At 56.2% G+C, this 15,468-nt stretch carries 16 protein-coding genes; 10 read left to right on the top strand and 6 right to left on the bottom strand.

Features of this window, described 5'->3' with window-relative positions:
• The 10 genes from CQ011_RS17920 to CQ011_RS16970 all read left to right on the top strand — a co-directional run.
• On the top strand, nt 1-1,353 hold a 1,353-nt coding region (locus tag CQ011_RS17920; RefSeq protein WP_219844226.1), incomplete at its 5' end, for a tetratricopeptide repeat protein.
• A 13-nt stretch (nt 1,354-1,366) separates the two neighbouring features.
• On the top strand, nt 1,367-2,374 hold the full coding sequence (locus CQ011_RS17005; RefSeq protein WP_105678886.1) for an HAD-IIA family hydrolase: 1,008 nt from the start codon (nt 1,367-1,369) through the stop codon (nt 2,372-2,374).
• Nucleotides 2,375-2,379: 5 nt separating this feature from the next.
• Complete coding sequence (locus tag CQ011_RS17915) at nt 2,380-2,550, top strand: hypothetical protein (protein ID WP_181148178.1); 171 nt, start codon at nt 2,380-2,382, stop codon at nt 2,548-2,550.
• Entirely contained in the window at nt 2,547-3,341 is a 795-nt protein-coding gene (locus tag CQ011_RS17000; RefSeq protein WP_105678885.1) for a TlyA family RNA methyltransferase, read from the top strand. The genes CQ011_RS17915 and CQ011_RS17000 overlap by 4 nt, the downstream gene beginning before the upstream one ends.
• 71 nt (nt 3,342-3,412) lie before the next feature.
• Nucleotides 3,413-4,435, top strand: coding sequence for an NAD kinase (locus CQ011_RS16995; protein WP_105678899.1), 1,023 nt, complete (start codon nt 3,413-3,415; stop codon nt 4,433-4,435).
• A gap of 106 nt (nt 4,436-4,541) precedes the next feature.
• Nucleotides 4,542-6,290 carry a DNA repair protein RecN gene (recN, locus tag CQ011_RS16990; protein ID WP_105678884.1) on the top strand — a complete coding sequence of 583 codons (1,749 nt, stop codon included), beginning with the start codon at nt 4,542-4,544 and terminating at the stop codon, nt 6,288-6,290.
• Nucleotides 6,291-6,391: 101 nt separating this feature from the next.
• Entirely contained in the window at nt 6,392-8,074 is a 1,683-nt protein-coding gene (gene pyrG / locus CQ011_RS16985) for a CTP synthase (RefSeq protein WP_105678883.1), read from the top strand.
• 67 nt (nt 8,075-8,141) lie between these two features.
• Nucleotides 8,142-8,786: an NUDIX domain-containing protein gene (locus tag CQ011_RS16980; protein WP_105678882.1), complete on the top strand. Its 645-nt coding sequence runs from the start codon at nt 8,142-8,144 to the stop codon at nt 8,784-8,786.
• Nucleotides 8,787-8,794: 8 nt separating this feature from the next.
• The gene (gene xerD / locus CQ011_RS16975) at nt 8,795-9,754 is read left to right on the top strand and encodes a site-specific tyrosine recombinase XerD (protein ID WP_105678881.1); all 960 of its coding nucleotides are present in this window, start codon (nt 8,795-8,797) and stop codon (nt 9,752-9,754) included.
• A 10-nt stretch (nt 9,755-9,764) separates the two neighbouring features.
• On the top strand, nt 9,765-10,283 hold the full coding sequence (locus CQ011_RS16970) for an 8-oxo-dGTP diphosphatase (RefSeq protein WP_286161246.1): 519 nt from the start codon (nt 9,765-9,767) through the stop codon (nt 10,281-10,283).
• Nucleotides 10,284-10,288: 5 nt separating this feature from the next.
• Here the strand turns inward: CQ011_RS16970 and CQ011_RS16965 are convergent, their stop codons facing one another.
• The 6 genes from CQ011_RS16965 to CQ011_RS16940 form a co-directional block, all read right to left on the bottom strand.
• Complete coding sequence (locus CQ011_RS16965) at nt 10,289-10,540, bottom strand: helix-turn-helix domain-containing protein (protein WP_105678880.1); 252 nt, start codon at nt 10,538-10,540, stop codon at nt 10,289-10,291.
• Entirely contained in the window at nt 10,540-11,037 is a 498-nt protein-coding gene (locus CQ011_RS16960; protein WP_105678879.1) for a DUF2975 domain-containing protein, read from the bottom strand. Before CQ011_RS16960 ends, CQ011_RS16965 begins: the two co-directional genes overlap by 1 nt.
• A 126-nt stretch (nt 11,038-11,163) precedes the next feature.
• Nucleotides 11,164-12,303: a bifunctional 2-methylcitrate synthase/citrate synthase gene (locus tag CQ011_RS16955; RefSeq protein ID WP_105678878.1), complete on the bottom strand. Its 1,140-nt coding sequence runs from the start codon at nt 12,301-12,303 to the stop codon at nt 11,164-11,166.
• Between the two features lie 32 nt (nt 12,304-12,335).
• The gene (prpB, locus tag CQ011_RS16950) at nt 12,336-13,265 is read right to left on the bottom strand and encodes a methylisocitrate lyase (RefSeq protein WP_105678877.1); all 930 of its coding nucleotides are present in this window, start codon (nt 13,263-13,265) and stop codon (nt 12,336-12,338) included.
• Nucleotide 13,266: 1 nt separating this feature from the next.
• Nucleotides 13,267-14,784, bottom strand: a complete 1,518-nt coding sequence (locus CQ011_RS16945; RefSeq protein WP_105678876.1) for an MmgE/PrpD family protein — start codon at nt 14,782-14,784, stop codon at nt 13,267-13,269.
• A complete protein-coding gene (locus CQ011_RS16940) occupies nt 14,781-15,431 on the bottom strand; it encodes a GntR family transcriptional regulator (protein ID WP_105678875.1) in 651 nt (216 codons plus the stop codon). Before CQ011_RS16940 ends, CQ011_RS16945 begins: the two co-directional genes overlap by 4 nt.
• Nucleotides 15,432-15,468: the final 37 nt, after the last annotated feature.

Here is a 15,468-nt window from a genome sequence, read left to right as displayed (position 1 = left end):
GGCTTCAAGCGTGACGACAACCGCGGTGGCGGCTTCAAGCGTGATGACAACCGTGAAGGTGGCTTCCGCGGTAACCGCGATGAAAACCGTGGCGGCTTCAAGCGTGACGACAACCGCGGTGGCGGCTTCAAGCGTGATGACAACCGTGAAGGTGGCTTCCGCGGTAACCGTGACGAAAACCGCGGTGGCGGCTTCAAGCGCGATGACAACCGTGAAGGTGGCTTCCGCGGAAATCGCGACGAAAACCGCGGTGGGTTCCGTGGTAATAGCGATCGCCCAGAACGTGGGAACCGTTTCGATGATCGCTCCAACGAAGCACCACGCGCTCACAACCCAGGCGACCTACGCATTTCGAACCGTGCTGACCGTGAACAGTCCCCAGATATCGATGAGGACGTTACCGGTAAGGAACTGGATCGCGTCGCACGCGCACAGCTGCGGTACCTGGAAGAACGCTCAGCAAGCTGGGTCGCTAAGCACCTGGTCATGGCTGGTCGTCTACTCGAAGAAGATCCTGAGCTGGCCTACGAGCACACCATGGCGGCCTCCCGTCGAGGCGGTCGCGTTGCAGTTGTCCGTGAAGCCGTAGGCATTGCTGCTTACCACGCAGGCAAGTATGCGGACTCGTTGCGCGAACTTCGTACTCACCGACGTATCTCCGGTTCGGACTACAACCTTCCATTGATCGCAGACTCGCTGCGTGGTTTGGGTCGTGCTGAAAAGGCCATTGAGCTTGCACACTCAGATGAGTGCGCAAATCTGGAATCCGCGGTCAAGGTTGAGATGCACATCGTTGCCGCAGGCGCTTACGGCGACTTGGGCAAGCTAGATCTGGCACTTGCTGAGTTGGAATCTCTGGAACAGCTCGACTTCAATCGCGCTTACTCCTTCAGCCCTCGTTTGTTCACCGCTTATGCTGATCTGCTTGCAGGAGCGGGCCGCACTGAGGATTCCAAGCGTTGGTTCGCTCAGGTTTCTGTTGCAGAGCGTGCACTTGGTATTGAGGAAGAAGCCGATTCCTTCATCATGGACCTAGCTCCAGAGATGGATGAAGAAGACGAACGCCCACGTGCCAAGGATCTTGTTGACGAGAACACTGCTGTGGACTCCGAAGATGACGCAGTTGCCGACGTAGCTGACTCGGCTGAGGCCGATGTGGACGACGTTGAGACCGCGGAAACCGACATCGATGATGCCGAAGTTGAGACTGAGGAAATCGGCATCGATGAAGAAGACGGCTTAGTTGAGGTTGATGCAGAGGTTGATTCAGTCGAGGCTGAAACCGAAACCGATAACGTCACCGAAGCCGAAGCCGAAGCCGAAGCCGAAGCTGAAAACGACTCACAGAAGTAGGAATTAGTACCGAATGCTGATCTCCGGATTTGATTCCGTTCTTTCAGATCTCGATGGTGTCGTCTATGCAGGTCCCAATGGGATCCCAGACGCCGTCGAGTCATTGAACGCACTCGCAGAAGTTAATGTCGCCCTTGCGTTCATCACGAACAATGCGGGACGTTCGCCAATGTCAGTTGCCGCTCATTTGCGTCAACTGGGTGTGAAAACCGGTGCGGAGCAGGTCTTTGGATCTGCTGATGCCGGCGCCGAACTATTGGCGCGTGAATTGAATCCGGGCAGCAAGGTACTAGTTGTAGGGTCCCCGTACCTACGTGAATGCATCGCGGTGCGGGGACTCGAAGTCGTAGAGTCACATAAAGATAAACCGGTGGCGGTTATTCAAGGTTTCGACCCGGCCGTTTCATGGAACGATCTTGCTGAGGCCAGCTATGCCATCAACAACGGGGCACAGTGGGTCGCGACTAACACCGACCTAACCATTCCTCGGGCCGAGGGCATCGCTCCAGGTAACGGATCATTAGTCCAAGCGGTGAAACTGGCCACGGGGATAACGCCCCGCGTTGCAGGAAAACCAGAGTCGTTCTTATTTGAGCGTGCAGCGGATCGTTTAGATTCGCGGCGCCCGCTTGTAGTAGGGGATCGTTTGGATACCGATATCCTTGGAGGGTATCGAGCCGGTTTTTCAACTGCGCTGGTATTGACGGGTGTGGATTCTCCCCGTAGCGCACTTGGTGCCCCGGTATCGGAGCGCCCAAACTACCTCATTTCAAGCCTTGCAGATCTTTATCGGCCTTACCCAACAATAAAAGTGCTTGGCTACGGCGTACAAGTCGGAGAGTCAATTGCTAAGGTTGATGGTGAGTCTATAGAGGTCAGCGGCAATGAGTCAGACCTCAACGCATGGCGTGCCGCATGCCACGCTTGGTGGCTTGCTCATTCGCGCCAGCAAGATCATGTCAGTCCCGAAATCCAATTCACCTCGCGCGGATTGGACACCCTGCGGCGAGCTCAGAGGTAGCCCACATGAATATGCCAACGCCTGGTCCCAAGCCGGTATCAATGTTGGAAGATGAAGCGCTGGACTACACGCTTTCATCCCTTGCTCAGCAGGACATTACTGAGCATTCAGCAGTATACGAGCAGCTACTGGCAAATCTTCAGTCGCAACTAAACTCAACGGAGAACCGCGCGTGAGCAGGCTTGATCAAGTACTAGTACTTCGGGCGCTAGTTCGTTCGCGGACCGAAGCTGCCAAGCTAATTGACGCAAAACGTGTTCTGCTTAATGGGGTAATTGCTACCAAAGCTTCGAAGAGTGTCACTGCGGAATCCGAGCTGGAAGTCTTAGCTGCCGAGGGTGAAGAATACGTTTCGCGTGCTGGCCATAAACTAGCTGGTGCACTAGATGTATTTACGACCATTTCGCCTGAATCGTTGCGCTGTCTAGATGCCGGCGCCTCTACCGGTGGATTTACAGATGTCCTACTGCGCCGCGGTGCCAAACAAGTGATGGCTGCGGATGTCGGGCATGGGCAACTCGTGAACCAAATTCGTGAAGACTCCCGAGTATCGGTCTTTGAAGGTCTCAATGTTAGGTATATGACCCCCGAGGATATTGGGGGAGAAGTCGACTTGGTCGTAGCCGACTTGTCGTTCATTTCATTGCGCTTGGTAATCGATGCTCTAGCAGGTGCGACACGCCCGGGCGGTTCGCTCGTATTGATGGTGAAGCCACAATTTGAAGTCGGACGTGAACACATAAATCGAACCGGCGTGGTTTTATCTCCCGAGCTACGCCGTAGTGCCGTTGAAAGCGTCGTAGCATCAGCGCAGGACGTTGGTTTGCAATTGTGTGGTCTGGCCCGCAGTCCCTTGGCCGGGCAAGATGGAAACGTCGAATTTTTTCTCTGGCTCGGAAAACCTCCCATGAGTAATCAACAATCCGTCGATGAAGCTAAATTGTGGGAAGTAGTTGACTATTCTTAGAAGTGAATTGCTTGAGCGGTGAACTCCTCATCGCCAAGCGCAAACTTCTAACCCGAGAGGGGCAGCCCGCCTTGCGCCGCATCCTAGTTTTCACACACACGGGTCGCAAAGAAGCGATCACCGCGGCAATTGAAACTTGTGGGTTACTCAATGCTGCCGGTGTGCGTCCCGTGATGCGCAAGAAAGATCATGAGGCGATACAAGCTGCAAGCACCGAACTCCAGTTGCAAATCGACATTCTTGGTCAGGATTGCACCATTGAGCAGGTGGACTTAGGCGTAGTTCTGGGTGGAGATGGTTCAGTACTGCGCGCCGCAGAACTAGTGCGTGATGCATCTTTGCCGTTGGTTGGTGTGAATCTTGGACATGTTGGTTTTCTAGCCGAGGCCGAGAGATACGAATTAGCGGATACCGTACATGCTTTGGTGATTGGTGCTTACACCGTTGAAGAACGGATGGCCATCGAAGTTCAGGTTTGGCGGGACAACGTTTGCCTTGCAGAAACTTGGGCACTTAATGAAGCCGCGGTTGAAAAGGCTAATCGCGAACGCATGATTGAGGTCGTCATCGAAGTCGATGGGCGACCGATATCTACTTTTGGTTGTGACGGCGTCGTCATGGCTACCCCGACTGGGTCCACTGCTTATGCATTTTCTGCTGGTGGCCCCGTAGTTTGGCCCGAAGTGGCGGCGCTGATTATGGTTCCTATTAGTGCCCACGCACTATTTGCTAAGCCACTGGTGGTTTCGCCAGACTCAATTATGGCGGTTGAAATCTTAACCCGTTCAGAAGCCGGCGCCGTGCTGTGGTGCGATGGTCGACGCACCATTGAGTTGCCGCCTGGAGCTCGTATTGAGGTTACCCGCAGTAACAAGCCAGTGCTTTTGGCAAGGCTTAATACGACTCCATTCTCGGAGCGACTGGTCAATAAATTTGAACTTCCGATTCAGGGTTGGCGTGGTCCGGCGGACGAAGACGAACGCCGTCCAGCAACCACTGCTCTGCCGGTCATCGGACCTGGATTTCAGAGCGTCGAGCCTCATCACAAGGATGAACCTGGGATCCCATTAGTGGCCCGTGACGAAACAAAATAAGAGAATTTACGACTCACAACCCATATATTCGAACAAACTTACGATTCTACAAGTACTATTAGGACGAGAACTGGAACGAATGCACTAGAACGACCGGGAGCGGGCGATGATTCAAGAAATTTCGATCTCTAACCTTGGCGTGATTACCAAGGCGACTCTGCCACTTGGGCCGGGGCTGACTGTTGTCACCGGTGAAACCGGTGCGGGTAAAACAATGGTGATCACCGCTCTGTCCTTACTGCTTGGCCGTCGAGCTGATGCCGGTGCGGTGCGAAACGGTGCCGATCATGCACTAGCCGAAGCTGTAGTTCATCTAGATCCAGACCATCACGCGCTCGAAGCGGCTACTCATGCCGGGGCGTTTGTTGATGAAGTAGGCGATAAGAGCGAACTGTTGCTCACTCGTTCTCTATCTGCTCAAGGCCGTTCCAAAGCGACAGTTGGTGGGCGTAGTGCCCCGGTCGGGTTGCTGGCCGAACTTGGGCAGGAACTGGTGGCTGTCCATGGTCAGTCCGATCAGATTCGTCTGAAAGAAGCCGGCGCGCAACGTGATGCACTTGACCGATTTGCCGGTTCAGGCCTGGCGCGCACGCTCAAGGAGTATCAGCGGACTTACCGGCAGTGGCGTGCGTCAAGTAAAGAACTCACTGCACTCAAACAAGATTCGCGTGATCGGGTTCGTGAAGCTGAAAACCTAAAACTCGCGCTCGACGAAATTGATTCGCTAGAGCCGTTGCCGGGTGAAGACGAGAAATTACGTGAAACGGCGATGAAGTTGGGTAACGTCGAGTCGCTGCGAAACGCTAGCCTGCAGGCTAGAGCCATTGTTGATAGCGAAGATTTTGAATCTCCAGGGATTACTACTTTGGCAGAATCTGTTCGCGGAATTTTGGCGCATGCAAGTGATGATGACCCGGCCCTAGCTGCATTTGCTGACCGAGCCGCAGAACTTGGCATCCTCGCTTCAGAACTATCGAGCGATATGGCCAGTTACGTCTCGGATCTTGATGAAGAGGGTCCTGAGCGTCTGGCTCAAATAGAAGCACGTCGCGCAGATTTGAATAAGCTCATGCGTAAATATGCGCCAAGCATTGATGAAGTTATTTCCTGGGCCGAAGAATCTCGACAACGATTGGAACGGCTTGGGTCGGACGACACTCGGATCGAGGAACTTGAAGACGCTGTAGTCCAGCTGGAGCAGAAGGTTTCGGCCCTGGCTACTGATCTTTCTGAAGCCAGACGCAAGGCCGCCACGAAGCTTTCCAAGCGGGTCAGCGCGGAGCTAACCGCACTAGCCATGCCTGATGCGAATCTCTTTGTCGAGATCGGTGATTTGCCGGAGCTCGGCGCATATGGGCAAGACCAGATCGAAATGCTCTTAGCGCCCCACGCAGGTGCCGCGCCTCGCCCATTGGGGAAGGGGGCCAGCGGTGGTGAGCTTTCGCGCGTGATGCTAGCTATCGAGGTCGTCCTCGCAGCAGTAGATCCGGTGCCAACCTTCGTCTTCGATGAAGTGGATTCAGGAGTTGGTGGTAAAGCCGCGGTGAGCATCGGTGAGCGATTGGCGATGCTTGCCCGTCATGTGCAGGTCATTGTGGTCACACATTTACCCCAAGTGGCGGCGTATGCTGATCGCCATATCCGCGTGATCAAAACCTCAAACGGTAAGTCAGCGGCTGGCGCAGGGTTTACCGCCAGTGATGTAATCACCCTTGATGACACGGAACGTGTCCGCGAGCTGGCCCGGATGTTGGCAGGTCAAGAGGAATCTGACACCGCTCAAGCGCATGCAGAAGAACTTCTGGCAGATGCGCGGAAGATGGTCGAATCATTGGTGACGAAGAGCGCACGCTAAATGGTGGAGACGGACTTTGGCATCTTCGACAGGTGTCGTAGAGTTGCAAAGTGGATGGTCGGTATTCGCGAAAGCGAGCAATGGTGATAGGATGAAATCCCGTGGTGCAGCGTAAATTAACTCGTGATTCTCGGTCGTCTGAAACGACAAAACATATCTTCGTCACCGGCGGTGTAGCCTCCTCCCTGGGTAAGGGATTGACGGCATCCAGCCTTGGACACTTAATTCGAGCTCGTGGTCTCTCAGTGACCATGCAGAAGCTCGATCCGTACCTGAACGTCGATCCAGGTACTATGAACCCTTTCCAACACGGTGAAGTCTTCGTTACTGACGATGGCGCAGAAACCGACCTGGACATTGGACACTACGAGCGTTTCTTGGATGAAAATCTTCCAGGTTCCGCCAACGTGACCACCGGTCAGGTTTATTCAACCGTTCTGGAACGTGAACGTCGCGGTGAATACCTTGGCGATACAGTTCAAGTCATTCCGCACATTACTGACGAAATCAAGCGTCGTATGCGTTTGGCGGCTACCGATCCGGGCGATGGCAAATCAGCCCCTGACGTAATTATCACCGAAATCGGTGGCACCGTCGGCGATATTGAATCCCAGCCATTCCTTGAAGCAGCCCGTCAGGTCCGCCAGGATATTGGCCGGAAGAATGCTTTCTTCGTGCACGTTTCCCTCGTTCCATACATTGGTCCAAGCCATGAGCTGAAGACCAAGCCAACTCAGCACTCGGTAGCTGCTCTGCGTTCCATCGGCATTCAGCCGGACGCACTGGTTATCCGTTCTGATCGTGCAATCCCAGACGAGATGCGCGCAAAGCTCGGACGCACCTGCGACGTGGAAACCGAAGCAGTCATCAGCTGCCCGGATGCCCCGAGCATCTACGAAGTTCCAAAGATCCTTCATGCACAGGGCCTTGATGCTTACATCGTGCAGACCCTAGACATGAAGTTCCGCGACGTGGATTGGGAAGGCTGGGACCGTCTGCTAGACGTCGTCCGCAACCCGAAGCACGAACTGACCATCGCTTTGGTCGGGAAATACATCGAACTGCCAGATGCTTACCTCTCGGTCACCGAAGCTTTGAAGGCCGGCGGTTTCGCTAACGATTCCAAGGTCAAGATCCGTTGGGTACCATCCGATGATTGCGCTACCGAAGAAGGAGCCCGCAAGGCTCTCGACGGTGTAGAAGCAATTTGTGTACCAGGCGGATTCGGCATTCGCGGTCTTGAAGGAAAGCTCGGCGCGCTGCGATTTGCTCGTGAAAACCAGCTTCCTACCTTGGGCCTGTGCCTCGGTTTGCAGTCCATGGTGATCGAGTACGCCCGCAATATGGCTGATCTACCAGAAGCATCCTCCACGGAGTTTGATCCTGAGTCTTCCGCCCCGGTCATCGCGACTATGGCCGAACAGCTGGACATTGTTGATGGCAAGGGTGACCTGGGCGGAACCATGCGCTTAGGTTTGTATGACGCGAAGCTTCTGCCAGGTTCTGTCCTGGCCGAAACCTACGGCAAGACCGAGGTCGCTGAACGTCACCGTCACCGCTACGAAGTCAACAATGCTTACCGTGCGCAGCTTGAAGAGGCGGGACTGGTCTTCTCCGGAACTTCCCCAGATGGCAAGCTCGTCGAGTTCGTTGAACTGCCAAAGGACGTACATCCTTACTACGTCTCCACGCAGGCTCACCCAGAACTTTCCAGCCGTCCAACTCGCCCACACCCGCTCTTTGCAGGTCTGGTCGCCGCGGCACTGGCAAAGCGCAACGCCTAAGCAATACCGGTTATAAACCGTCTAAGGTAGTACCTGTTAGGTCATACCAATAGAAGGGCCCGTTCGCGTGGAACCACAACCGATATCCGATGAACTTTCACCTCGAGAGTTGATCGGACGTGAAACCGTATATGAAGGACGCATCTGGAATGTCGTCCACGATACAGTGCAACTTTCGGATGATGGATCCCGCATCGAGCGAGACTACATCGTGCACCCCGGTGCCGTGTCGATTCTCGCCCTCGATGAGCGCGAACGGGTCCTTTTAGTTAACCAATACCGCCATCCTGTCGGGATGCGGCTGTGGGAACTTCCCGCCGGCTTACTCGACGTGGCGGGGGAGCCACCGCTGGAAGGCGCCAAGCGAGAGCTCTGGGAGGAAGCGGATCGAACCGCTGAATCTTGGGCCGTCCTCACCGACGTGTTTCTCTCACCAGGGTCTTCTTCCGAGGCGCTACGAATATTCTTGGCGCGTGATGTGAGTCTGGCTCCCGAAGAAGAACGTCACGAACGCACCGACGAAGAGGCCGAAATCATCACCCGCTGGGTGCCACTAGACGAGGCTGTAGCCGCGGTGCTTGACGGTCGAATTCATAACCCCTCGGCGGTAGTAGGGCTCTTGGCGGCCTTCGCTGCACGTGCGAGCAACTACTCCACGTTGCGACCGGCCGATAGTGCATTCGAGGCGCACCCCGGAATGCGCGGGGTATAAAGCGCACCATGAGTTTGCCCGAAGCAACTCCCCAACCGGCGCCTCAATCCGGTAAGTTTGAGTCCGCGCTACGCCGCTACCTGCAACACCTGGCGATCGAGCGTGGCCTAGCAAAAAATACCCTCGACTCCTATCGCCGGGATCTAACTCGATACCAAGAAACTTTGGAAACACGTGGCACCACTGATCCAGCGTTGATCACTGAAAATGAGGTCAGCGGCTACCTGCAACAGTTGGCACGTGGAGATGATGACCATCAAGCTCTGGGACCCAGATCGGTCGCGCGCCATACGGTGGCCATCCGACAGCTACATAGGTATTGGGAGCTAGAGGAGATTTGTGCGCCTAATCCTGCTCGCGAGGTGCAGCCACCGACGGTGGGTCAGTCATTGCCTAAAGCGATCAGCATTTCTGCGGTGACTCAGATTCTCGATTCCATCGCGTTGGATACTCCCGCGGGGCTGAGAGATCGGGCCATTCTAGAATTTTTATACTCGACCGGGGCTCGTATCTCCGAGGTTGTCGGACTGGACGTGGATGATCTGCATTTTGCCGAGGACGCGGTAGTGCGTTTGTTCGGTAAAGGCTCGAAAGAACGAGTAGTACCGGTTGGTGGTTATGCGCAGCGTGCGGTCAGCGACTATCTGGTGCGGGCCCGTCCGGGACTGGCTACCAAGGGTAAAGGGACCCCCGCCTTGTTCCTAAATCAGCGTGGTGGCAGGCTTTCGCGCCAGTCGGTGTGGCTGATTCTGGCCAAAGCCGCGCAACGCGCAGGCATCGAAGGCGAGGTTTCTCCACACACGCTTCGACACTCCTTTGCCACTCATCTTTTAGAGGGCGGAGCAGATGTGCGGGTGGTTCAAGAATTATTGGGTCATGCCTCGGTTACCACCACACAGATTTACACGAAGGTTACCGTCGATTCATTGCGTGAGGCTTACCTCTTTGCGCACCCAAGGGTGAACTAGGTTTTTGGGCATGTCAATGAATTTGTCCCGGCCGAAACGCGTTGCTTTACTAGCCTTACTACGCGACAGTGAATCCGGTACCGAGGTACTGCTTGGAAGAAAACTGCGAGGCTTTGGCACCGGGAAGATCGTTTTGCCCGGCGGGAAGATTGAGCCCGGTGAAACCTCCGAGCAAGCTGCAATTCGTGAGTTCTTCGAGGAAACCGGGCTACTCGTGGCGTCGGCCCAGCTTCGACCAGCTGCCAAAGTAGTCTTCAGTTTTCCGGCCAATCCGAGCTCTGACATGGATTGTGCAGTATTCATCGCGCGTGTAGCCAGCGGGAGAGTTGCACCCAGCGAGGAACTCGAACCGTTGTGGTTTTCAGCCGGGGCCTTACCAGTGACACAAATGTGGGAAGATTCCCCGTTGTGGCTTCCACGCATGATGGGCGGAGAACAATTTACCGCCTGCATTAGTTATGCGGCAGATAATCAATCTCTGCATGAGATCGCCTTGACGCCCTGGCCTGAGCAAAGCACCAAAATCTAGGATTATTATGCGGTGCTGGTGATCGCGGGAATTTCTTCACTAACCTGAGCGCCATATGGCTCGTAAATCAGCAGGTCTCCGGGCTGGCAATCAAGCACCTCGCATAAGGCTTCCAACGTGCTAAACCGGACGGCTTTGGCACGCCCGTTTTTGAGAACTGCAAGATTTGCAGGGGTGATGCCGATTTTTTCGGCTAGTTCACCGACTGCCATTTTTCGGCGGGCGAGCATTACATCGATGTCCACTCTGATGGGCATTAGATCACGCCGCCCAACTCCGTACGCAACGCCGCGGCCTGGGCTTCGGTGGTTGAAGCTTGGAAAAGCAATTGGCGCAGCACCCACACGATGAGCGCGATTCCAGCCAATAGGACCCCGAATCCGCCAACCAAGAGCACCACGCCCGGTGCCACTGCATCGCCCGGGGCCATGATTGTGCCCAGAACAAATGTCATCAGTGATCCGAGGGAAATCGCGGCGATGATGACGTTCACAAATTTGAAGGAAGCTGCGGTGAAGACAGTCCCGCGGCGTACCCGCGTGATGAGCTTCGCGACGCAGAGACAAGAGATTTCTACGATGAGCAGGGCAACGACAGCGTAGCTCAGCAGGCTTATGCGCAAGTAGGCGAATTCGGCTGGGAGATCTGCCATATCCATGGCGATCAAGGGGATCATAAAGCACTGGATAAATAGGGAGCCGGCGAAGATCAGGCTTAGCACAATTCTCAGCGCGAGCGTACTGAATGCGCTCATGGCAAATACACCTCTTATCGACTTACGATGAATACCTATCGATAAACAATATACCTCAATGTCAGTTAACGCGAGAGCGGAGCCGAACCAATCGGTTTGACTCCGCTCTCGTATACAGATTTTTTGCTACAGTGCGCGCTGCTCCGGGCCGTTGTACGCGGACAACGGACGGATCAGTGCGTTTGCGGCGCGCTGCTCGAAGATGTGGGCGGTCCAACCGGTGATGCGTGCCGCGATGAAGATCGGGGTGAACATTTCGGTGTCAAAGCCCATCAAGTGATAGGTCGGGCCGGCTGGGTAGTCGAGGTTTGGCTTGATCGCCTTCGCCTCGTCCATGGCCGACTCCAGACCATCGTAGAGTCCGAGCATTTCGGAGCGACCGTAATGCTCGATCATCTTATCCAGTGCGGCCTTCATCGTCGGCACACGCGAATCACCGTGCTTGTACACGCGGTGGCCGAAGCCCATAACCTTCTTCTTCTGTGCCAGCGCATCTTCCATCCATGCCTTCGCGCGGACGGCAGCATCCTTACGAGACTCGTTCTTGTCGATACCGATCTCGTCGAAGGTGTGCATCACCGCCTCATTGGCGCCGCCGTGCAAAGGGCCCTTCAAAGCGCCGATGGCGCCGGTGACAGCCGAATGCAGATCCGAAAGCGTCGAGGTGATCACGCGTGCGGTGAATGTCGAGGCATTGAAGGAGTGCTCCGCATAGAGCACCATCGATACGCGGAACGCATCGACGACCTCCGGGGCGGCCTCTTCGCCGAAGCTCATCCACAAGAAGTTCGACGAGTAGTCCAAATCCTCGCGTGGTGCCACGAGCTCCTGGCCACGACGGCGGCGCTGATCATAGGCGACGACCGCTGGGAAAGCTGCGAACAGTTCTTTAGCCTTGCGCAGTTCCGCCTCGGGGGAGGAGTTTTCTGCCTCTGCATGGTTGGCGCCGATTACCGATACGGCCGTGCGTCCAACATCCATTGGATGGCAGTCGGTAGGCAGTAGGTCAATGGCGGCCTTCACACGTGGATCGAGCGCACGATTAGCTCGCTCGAAGGCGCAGAATTCGGTGAGTTCCGACTCGCTTGGCAGTTCGCCGGTCCACAGCAGCAGCGCGACTTCTTCGAAGGACTTGCTTGCCGCGAGATCCTGTACCGGGTAGCCACGATAAAGCAGCGAGTTGGTATCCGGATTGACCTTAGAGACCGCCGTGTAATCTACGACGACGCCGGCAAGGCCCTTCTTGATATCCTCAGTGGTGCTCATAAGTGCATCCTCTTCGTTGATGGATCCCCGTACTAGAGGTTCGAGTTATTGGTACCGATGTCAAGGGTGGGAACTTGGAAGTTGAAGATCCCGGTGTCGAATCGGTTGTACGCCTCATAATCGACTAGCTCGTAGAGACGTGACCTGGTTAACATGTTATCCACTTCGCGCTCTTGAGTTCCATCTTCGCTAATTGCGTCGAGCACTCGCTCCGCAGCACCCATGGCGCTACGCAGCAAAGTTACCGGGTAGATGATCAGCGCAACACCGGCATCGGCCAGCTCCTGACGGTTGAAAAGCTCGGACTTACCGAACTCCGTCATATTCGCCAACACCGGTACATCAACCGCATTACAGATGGCTTCAAATTCCGACACATTCTTCATGGCCTCAGGGAAAATGGAGTCCGCTCCGGCATCAACCATCGCCTTTGCGCGGTCGATCGCAGCGTCCAAACCCTCCACCGCACGGATGTCGGTGCGCGCCATGATCAAGAAGTTCTCATCGATGCGTGCATCGGCGGCGGCGGCGATGCGCTTGAGCATGGTTTCGGTGTCCACCACGTTCTTGCCGTCCAAGTGGCCGCAACGCTTCGGATTGAACTGGTCTTCAATATGGCAGCCGGCCAGGCCAGCGTATTCGAGCTCCTGGATAGAGCGGGCCACGTTCATCGGCTCACCAAATCCAGTGTCTGCGTCCACGATCGAAGGCAGATCGCTCATCCGGGCAATTTGTCCGGCACGCGTGGCCACCTCGGTCAGCGAGGTCAGCCCAATGTCTGGGAGGCCCAGATCGTTGGCGAGCACTGCACCGGAAATGTAGATGCCGTCGAAATTCTTCTCACTGATCAGCTTGGCTGAGAGTGGGTTGAACGCCCCGGGGAACTGGCGGGCAGCTCCCGGGGTGAGCATTTCGCGTAGCGCGGCACGCTTGGCGGCTGCGGTTTTAGTTGAGTACAACATCTTAGAACAGGCCCTTCGGTGCGGCTGCGGCGTCGATAACTCCGGCTGCCGCAACGATGTTTAGCTGCTCCAGCTCGCCGGCACCCAAGTTCTCTAGGTTTTCGGCGGCAGCGATGAAGCGGTCGATTTCCGCGTCGTCGACCAGGCCGGTGGCGAGGCTACGGAACTTGTTGATGTACTGCTCGCGAGCGAATGGTCGGGCGCCCAATGGGTGCGCGTCGGCCACGGCGATCTGGTCGGTGATCACGGTGCCATCGTTCAGCGTGATTTCCACGCTGCCGCCGAAGGCCTTCTCAGCGATGTCCAGTGAGTGGTAGCGACGGGTCCACTCAGCATCTTCTTCGGTGGTCACCTTGTGCCACAGCGCCACGGTGTCTTCGCGGCCGGCACGCTCTGGGGAGTAGGAGTCCACGTGGTGCCATGAACCGTCCTGCAGGGCGACGGTGAAGATGAACGGAATCGAGTGATCTAGGGTCTCGCGTGAAGCGGTTGGATCGTACTTCTGTGGATCGTTTGCGCCGGAACCAATGACGTAGTGAGTGTGGTGGCTGGTCTTGATCAGCACCGACTTCACGTTCTTCGGGTCGGTGGCTTCTGGGTGCTCACCGTGTAGCTTGCGAGCCAGGTCGATCCAGGCCTGTGCCTGGTATTCGGCCGAGTGTTCCTTGGTGTATGTATCCATGATGGCGCGCTTTGCTTCGCCAGCTTCTGGCAGTGGCACCTCGTAGGCGGCATCCTTGCCGTCGAGCATCCACGCGATTACGCCATCTTCGCCTTCATAGATTGGCACTGGTGAGGTCTGGCCGCGCATCGCACGGTCAGCTGCTTCTACTGCCATCTTGCCGGCGAATGCTGGGGCGTGTGCCTTCCAAGTGGAGATTTCGCCCTTACGTGACTGACGGGTTGCGGTGGTGGTGTGCAGGCCCTGGCCGACGGCCTGGAAGATAGTTTCAACATCTAGACCCAACAGGGTGCCGATGCCGGCCGAAGCCGATGGGCCCAGGTGGGCTACGTGGTCGATCTTGTGCTTGTGCAGGCAGATGGCCTTGACCAGGTCCACCTGGATCTCATAACCGGTGGCGATGCCACGGATCAGATCCTTGCCCGAAGCTCCGGTGTGCTGGGCGACGGCCAAGATGGGTGGGATGTTATCGCCTGGGTGCGAGTACTCTGCGGCCAGGAAGGTGTCATGGTAATCGAGCTCGCGCACGGCAACGCCGTTAGCCCAAGCTGCCCACTCGGGGGAGACCTTTTCGGTGATGCCGAAGACGTTGGCGCCCTTGCCACCGGTGGACGGTGCGTGGGTTAGTGCTTGGGAGCGAGCGGCAACGATCGGACCGCGGTTCAGCGAGGCGATGGCCACCGAAGCGTTGTCGATGATGCGGTTAATGATCATGTCGGTGACCTCAGCGGTCACTTCTACCGGATCGGCTGCAACGGTTGCGATCTTGTGTGCTAGCTGATCCTCGCGGGCTAGGTTTTCTTCGGAGCGGTAAACGCGAACTGGATGATTGATCATGGTGTCCTTTCAGTGGCGACCGCGTGGGTCATGATGTGTTCAAGCGATTGGTGTAGGTGGACCGTGGTGGCCGCGGCGGCGACCTCTGGTTTGCCGCTGGCGATTGCCCGGGCAATCGCCGCATGTTCTCCGGCGGATTCTAATAAGCGTTCCGGATTGTCTTTGGCTAGCCGTCGAACTCGCTGCAGATGAACGCGTAGTGTGCGCAGCGCACTTGAGAGGTACGTATTATTCGCTGCCCCATCGATCATCTCGTCGAGTTCGCTGACCAGCTGGTAGTAGCCTTCGGTGGCGGCTTCGGCGCGCAATTGCTGCGCGGCAGTTTCGAAACGCTGGGCCAACAAGGCGAAGTCAGCGCCATGAGTAGAGCGCGCTGCGAGCCGTGCGCTTTCGCATTCCAGAGCTCTGCGTAAAACGAAGAGGTCTTCGACGTGCGTGTCAGAAATTTCCGAGACGATCGCGCCGCGTCCGCGCTGTTGCACAGCTAGTCCATCGGCAACCAGGCGGGCCAAAGCTTCACGCACCGGGGTGCGGGAAACTCCTAGTCTGGCGGACTGCTCCACCTCGGCGAGTACCGTGCCCGGTGACAACCGCCATTCGACGATGTCGCGGCGCAGGCTCTCGTAGACCTTGTCGCTTGCTTTCATGGTTCGATTGTATACACGAATGGCGTGAAATGGATAG

This window comes from Arthrobacter sp. MYb213 (assembly GCF_002979915.1).
GTDB lineage: Bacteria > Actinomycetota > Actinomycetes > Actinomycetales > Micrococcaceae > Glutamicibacter.
The sequence above is the reverse complement of the archived record's forward strand: the minus strand, read 5'-3'. Positions and strand labels throughout refer to the sequence as shown.

What these genes read in the sequence shown, in the direction of transcription:
- CQ011_RS16955 (WP_105678878.1), bottom strand. Translation starts at nt 12,303, where the DNA reads ATGAGCACCACTGAGGATATCAAGAAGGGCCTTGCCGGCGTCGTCGTA.
- CQ011_RS16970 (WP_286161246.1), top strand. Translation starts at nt 9,765, where the DNA reads ATGTCAATGAATTTGTCCCGGCCGAAACGCGTTGCTTTACTAGCCTTA.
- CQ011_RS16945 (WP_105678876.1), bottom strand. Translation starts at nt 14,784, where the DNA reads ATGATCAATCATCCAGTTCGCGTTTACCGCTCCGAAGAAAACCTAGCC.
- prpB (WP_105678877.1), bottom strand. Translation starts at nt 13,265, where the DNA reads ATGTTGTACTCAACTAAAACCGCAGCCGCCAAGCGTGCCGCGCTACGC.
- CQ011_RS17005 (WP_105678886.1), top strand. Translation starts at nt 1,367, where the DNA reads ATGCTGATCTCCGGATTTGATTCCGTTCTTTCAGATCTCGATGGTGTC.
- recN (WP_105678884.1), top strand. Translation starts at nt 4,542, where the DNA reads ATGATTCAAGAAATTTCGATCTCTAACCTTGGCGTGATTACCAAGGCG.
- CQ011_RS16965 (WP_105678880.1), bottom strand. Translation starts at nt 10,540, where the DNA reads ATGCCCATCAGAGTGGACATCGATGTAATGCTCGCCCGCCGAAAAATG.
- CQ011_RS17915 (WP_181148178.1), top strand. Translation starts at nt 2,380, where the DNA reads ATGAATATGCCAACGCCTGGTCCCAAGCCGGTATCAATGTTGGAAGAT.
- CQ011_RS16940 (WP_105678875.1), bottom strand. Translation starts at nt 15,431, where the DNA reads ATGAAAGCAAGCGACAAGGTCTACGAGAGCCTGCGCCGCGACATCGTC.
- CQ011_RS16960 (WP_105678879.1), bottom strand. Translation starts at nt 11,037, where the DNA reads ATGAGCGCATTCAGTACGCTCGCGCTGAGAATTGTGCTAAGCCTGATC.
- xerD (WP_105678881.1), top strand. Translation starts at nt 8,795, where the DNA reads ATGAGTTTGCCCGAAGCAACTCCCCAACCGGCGCCTCAATCCGGTAAG.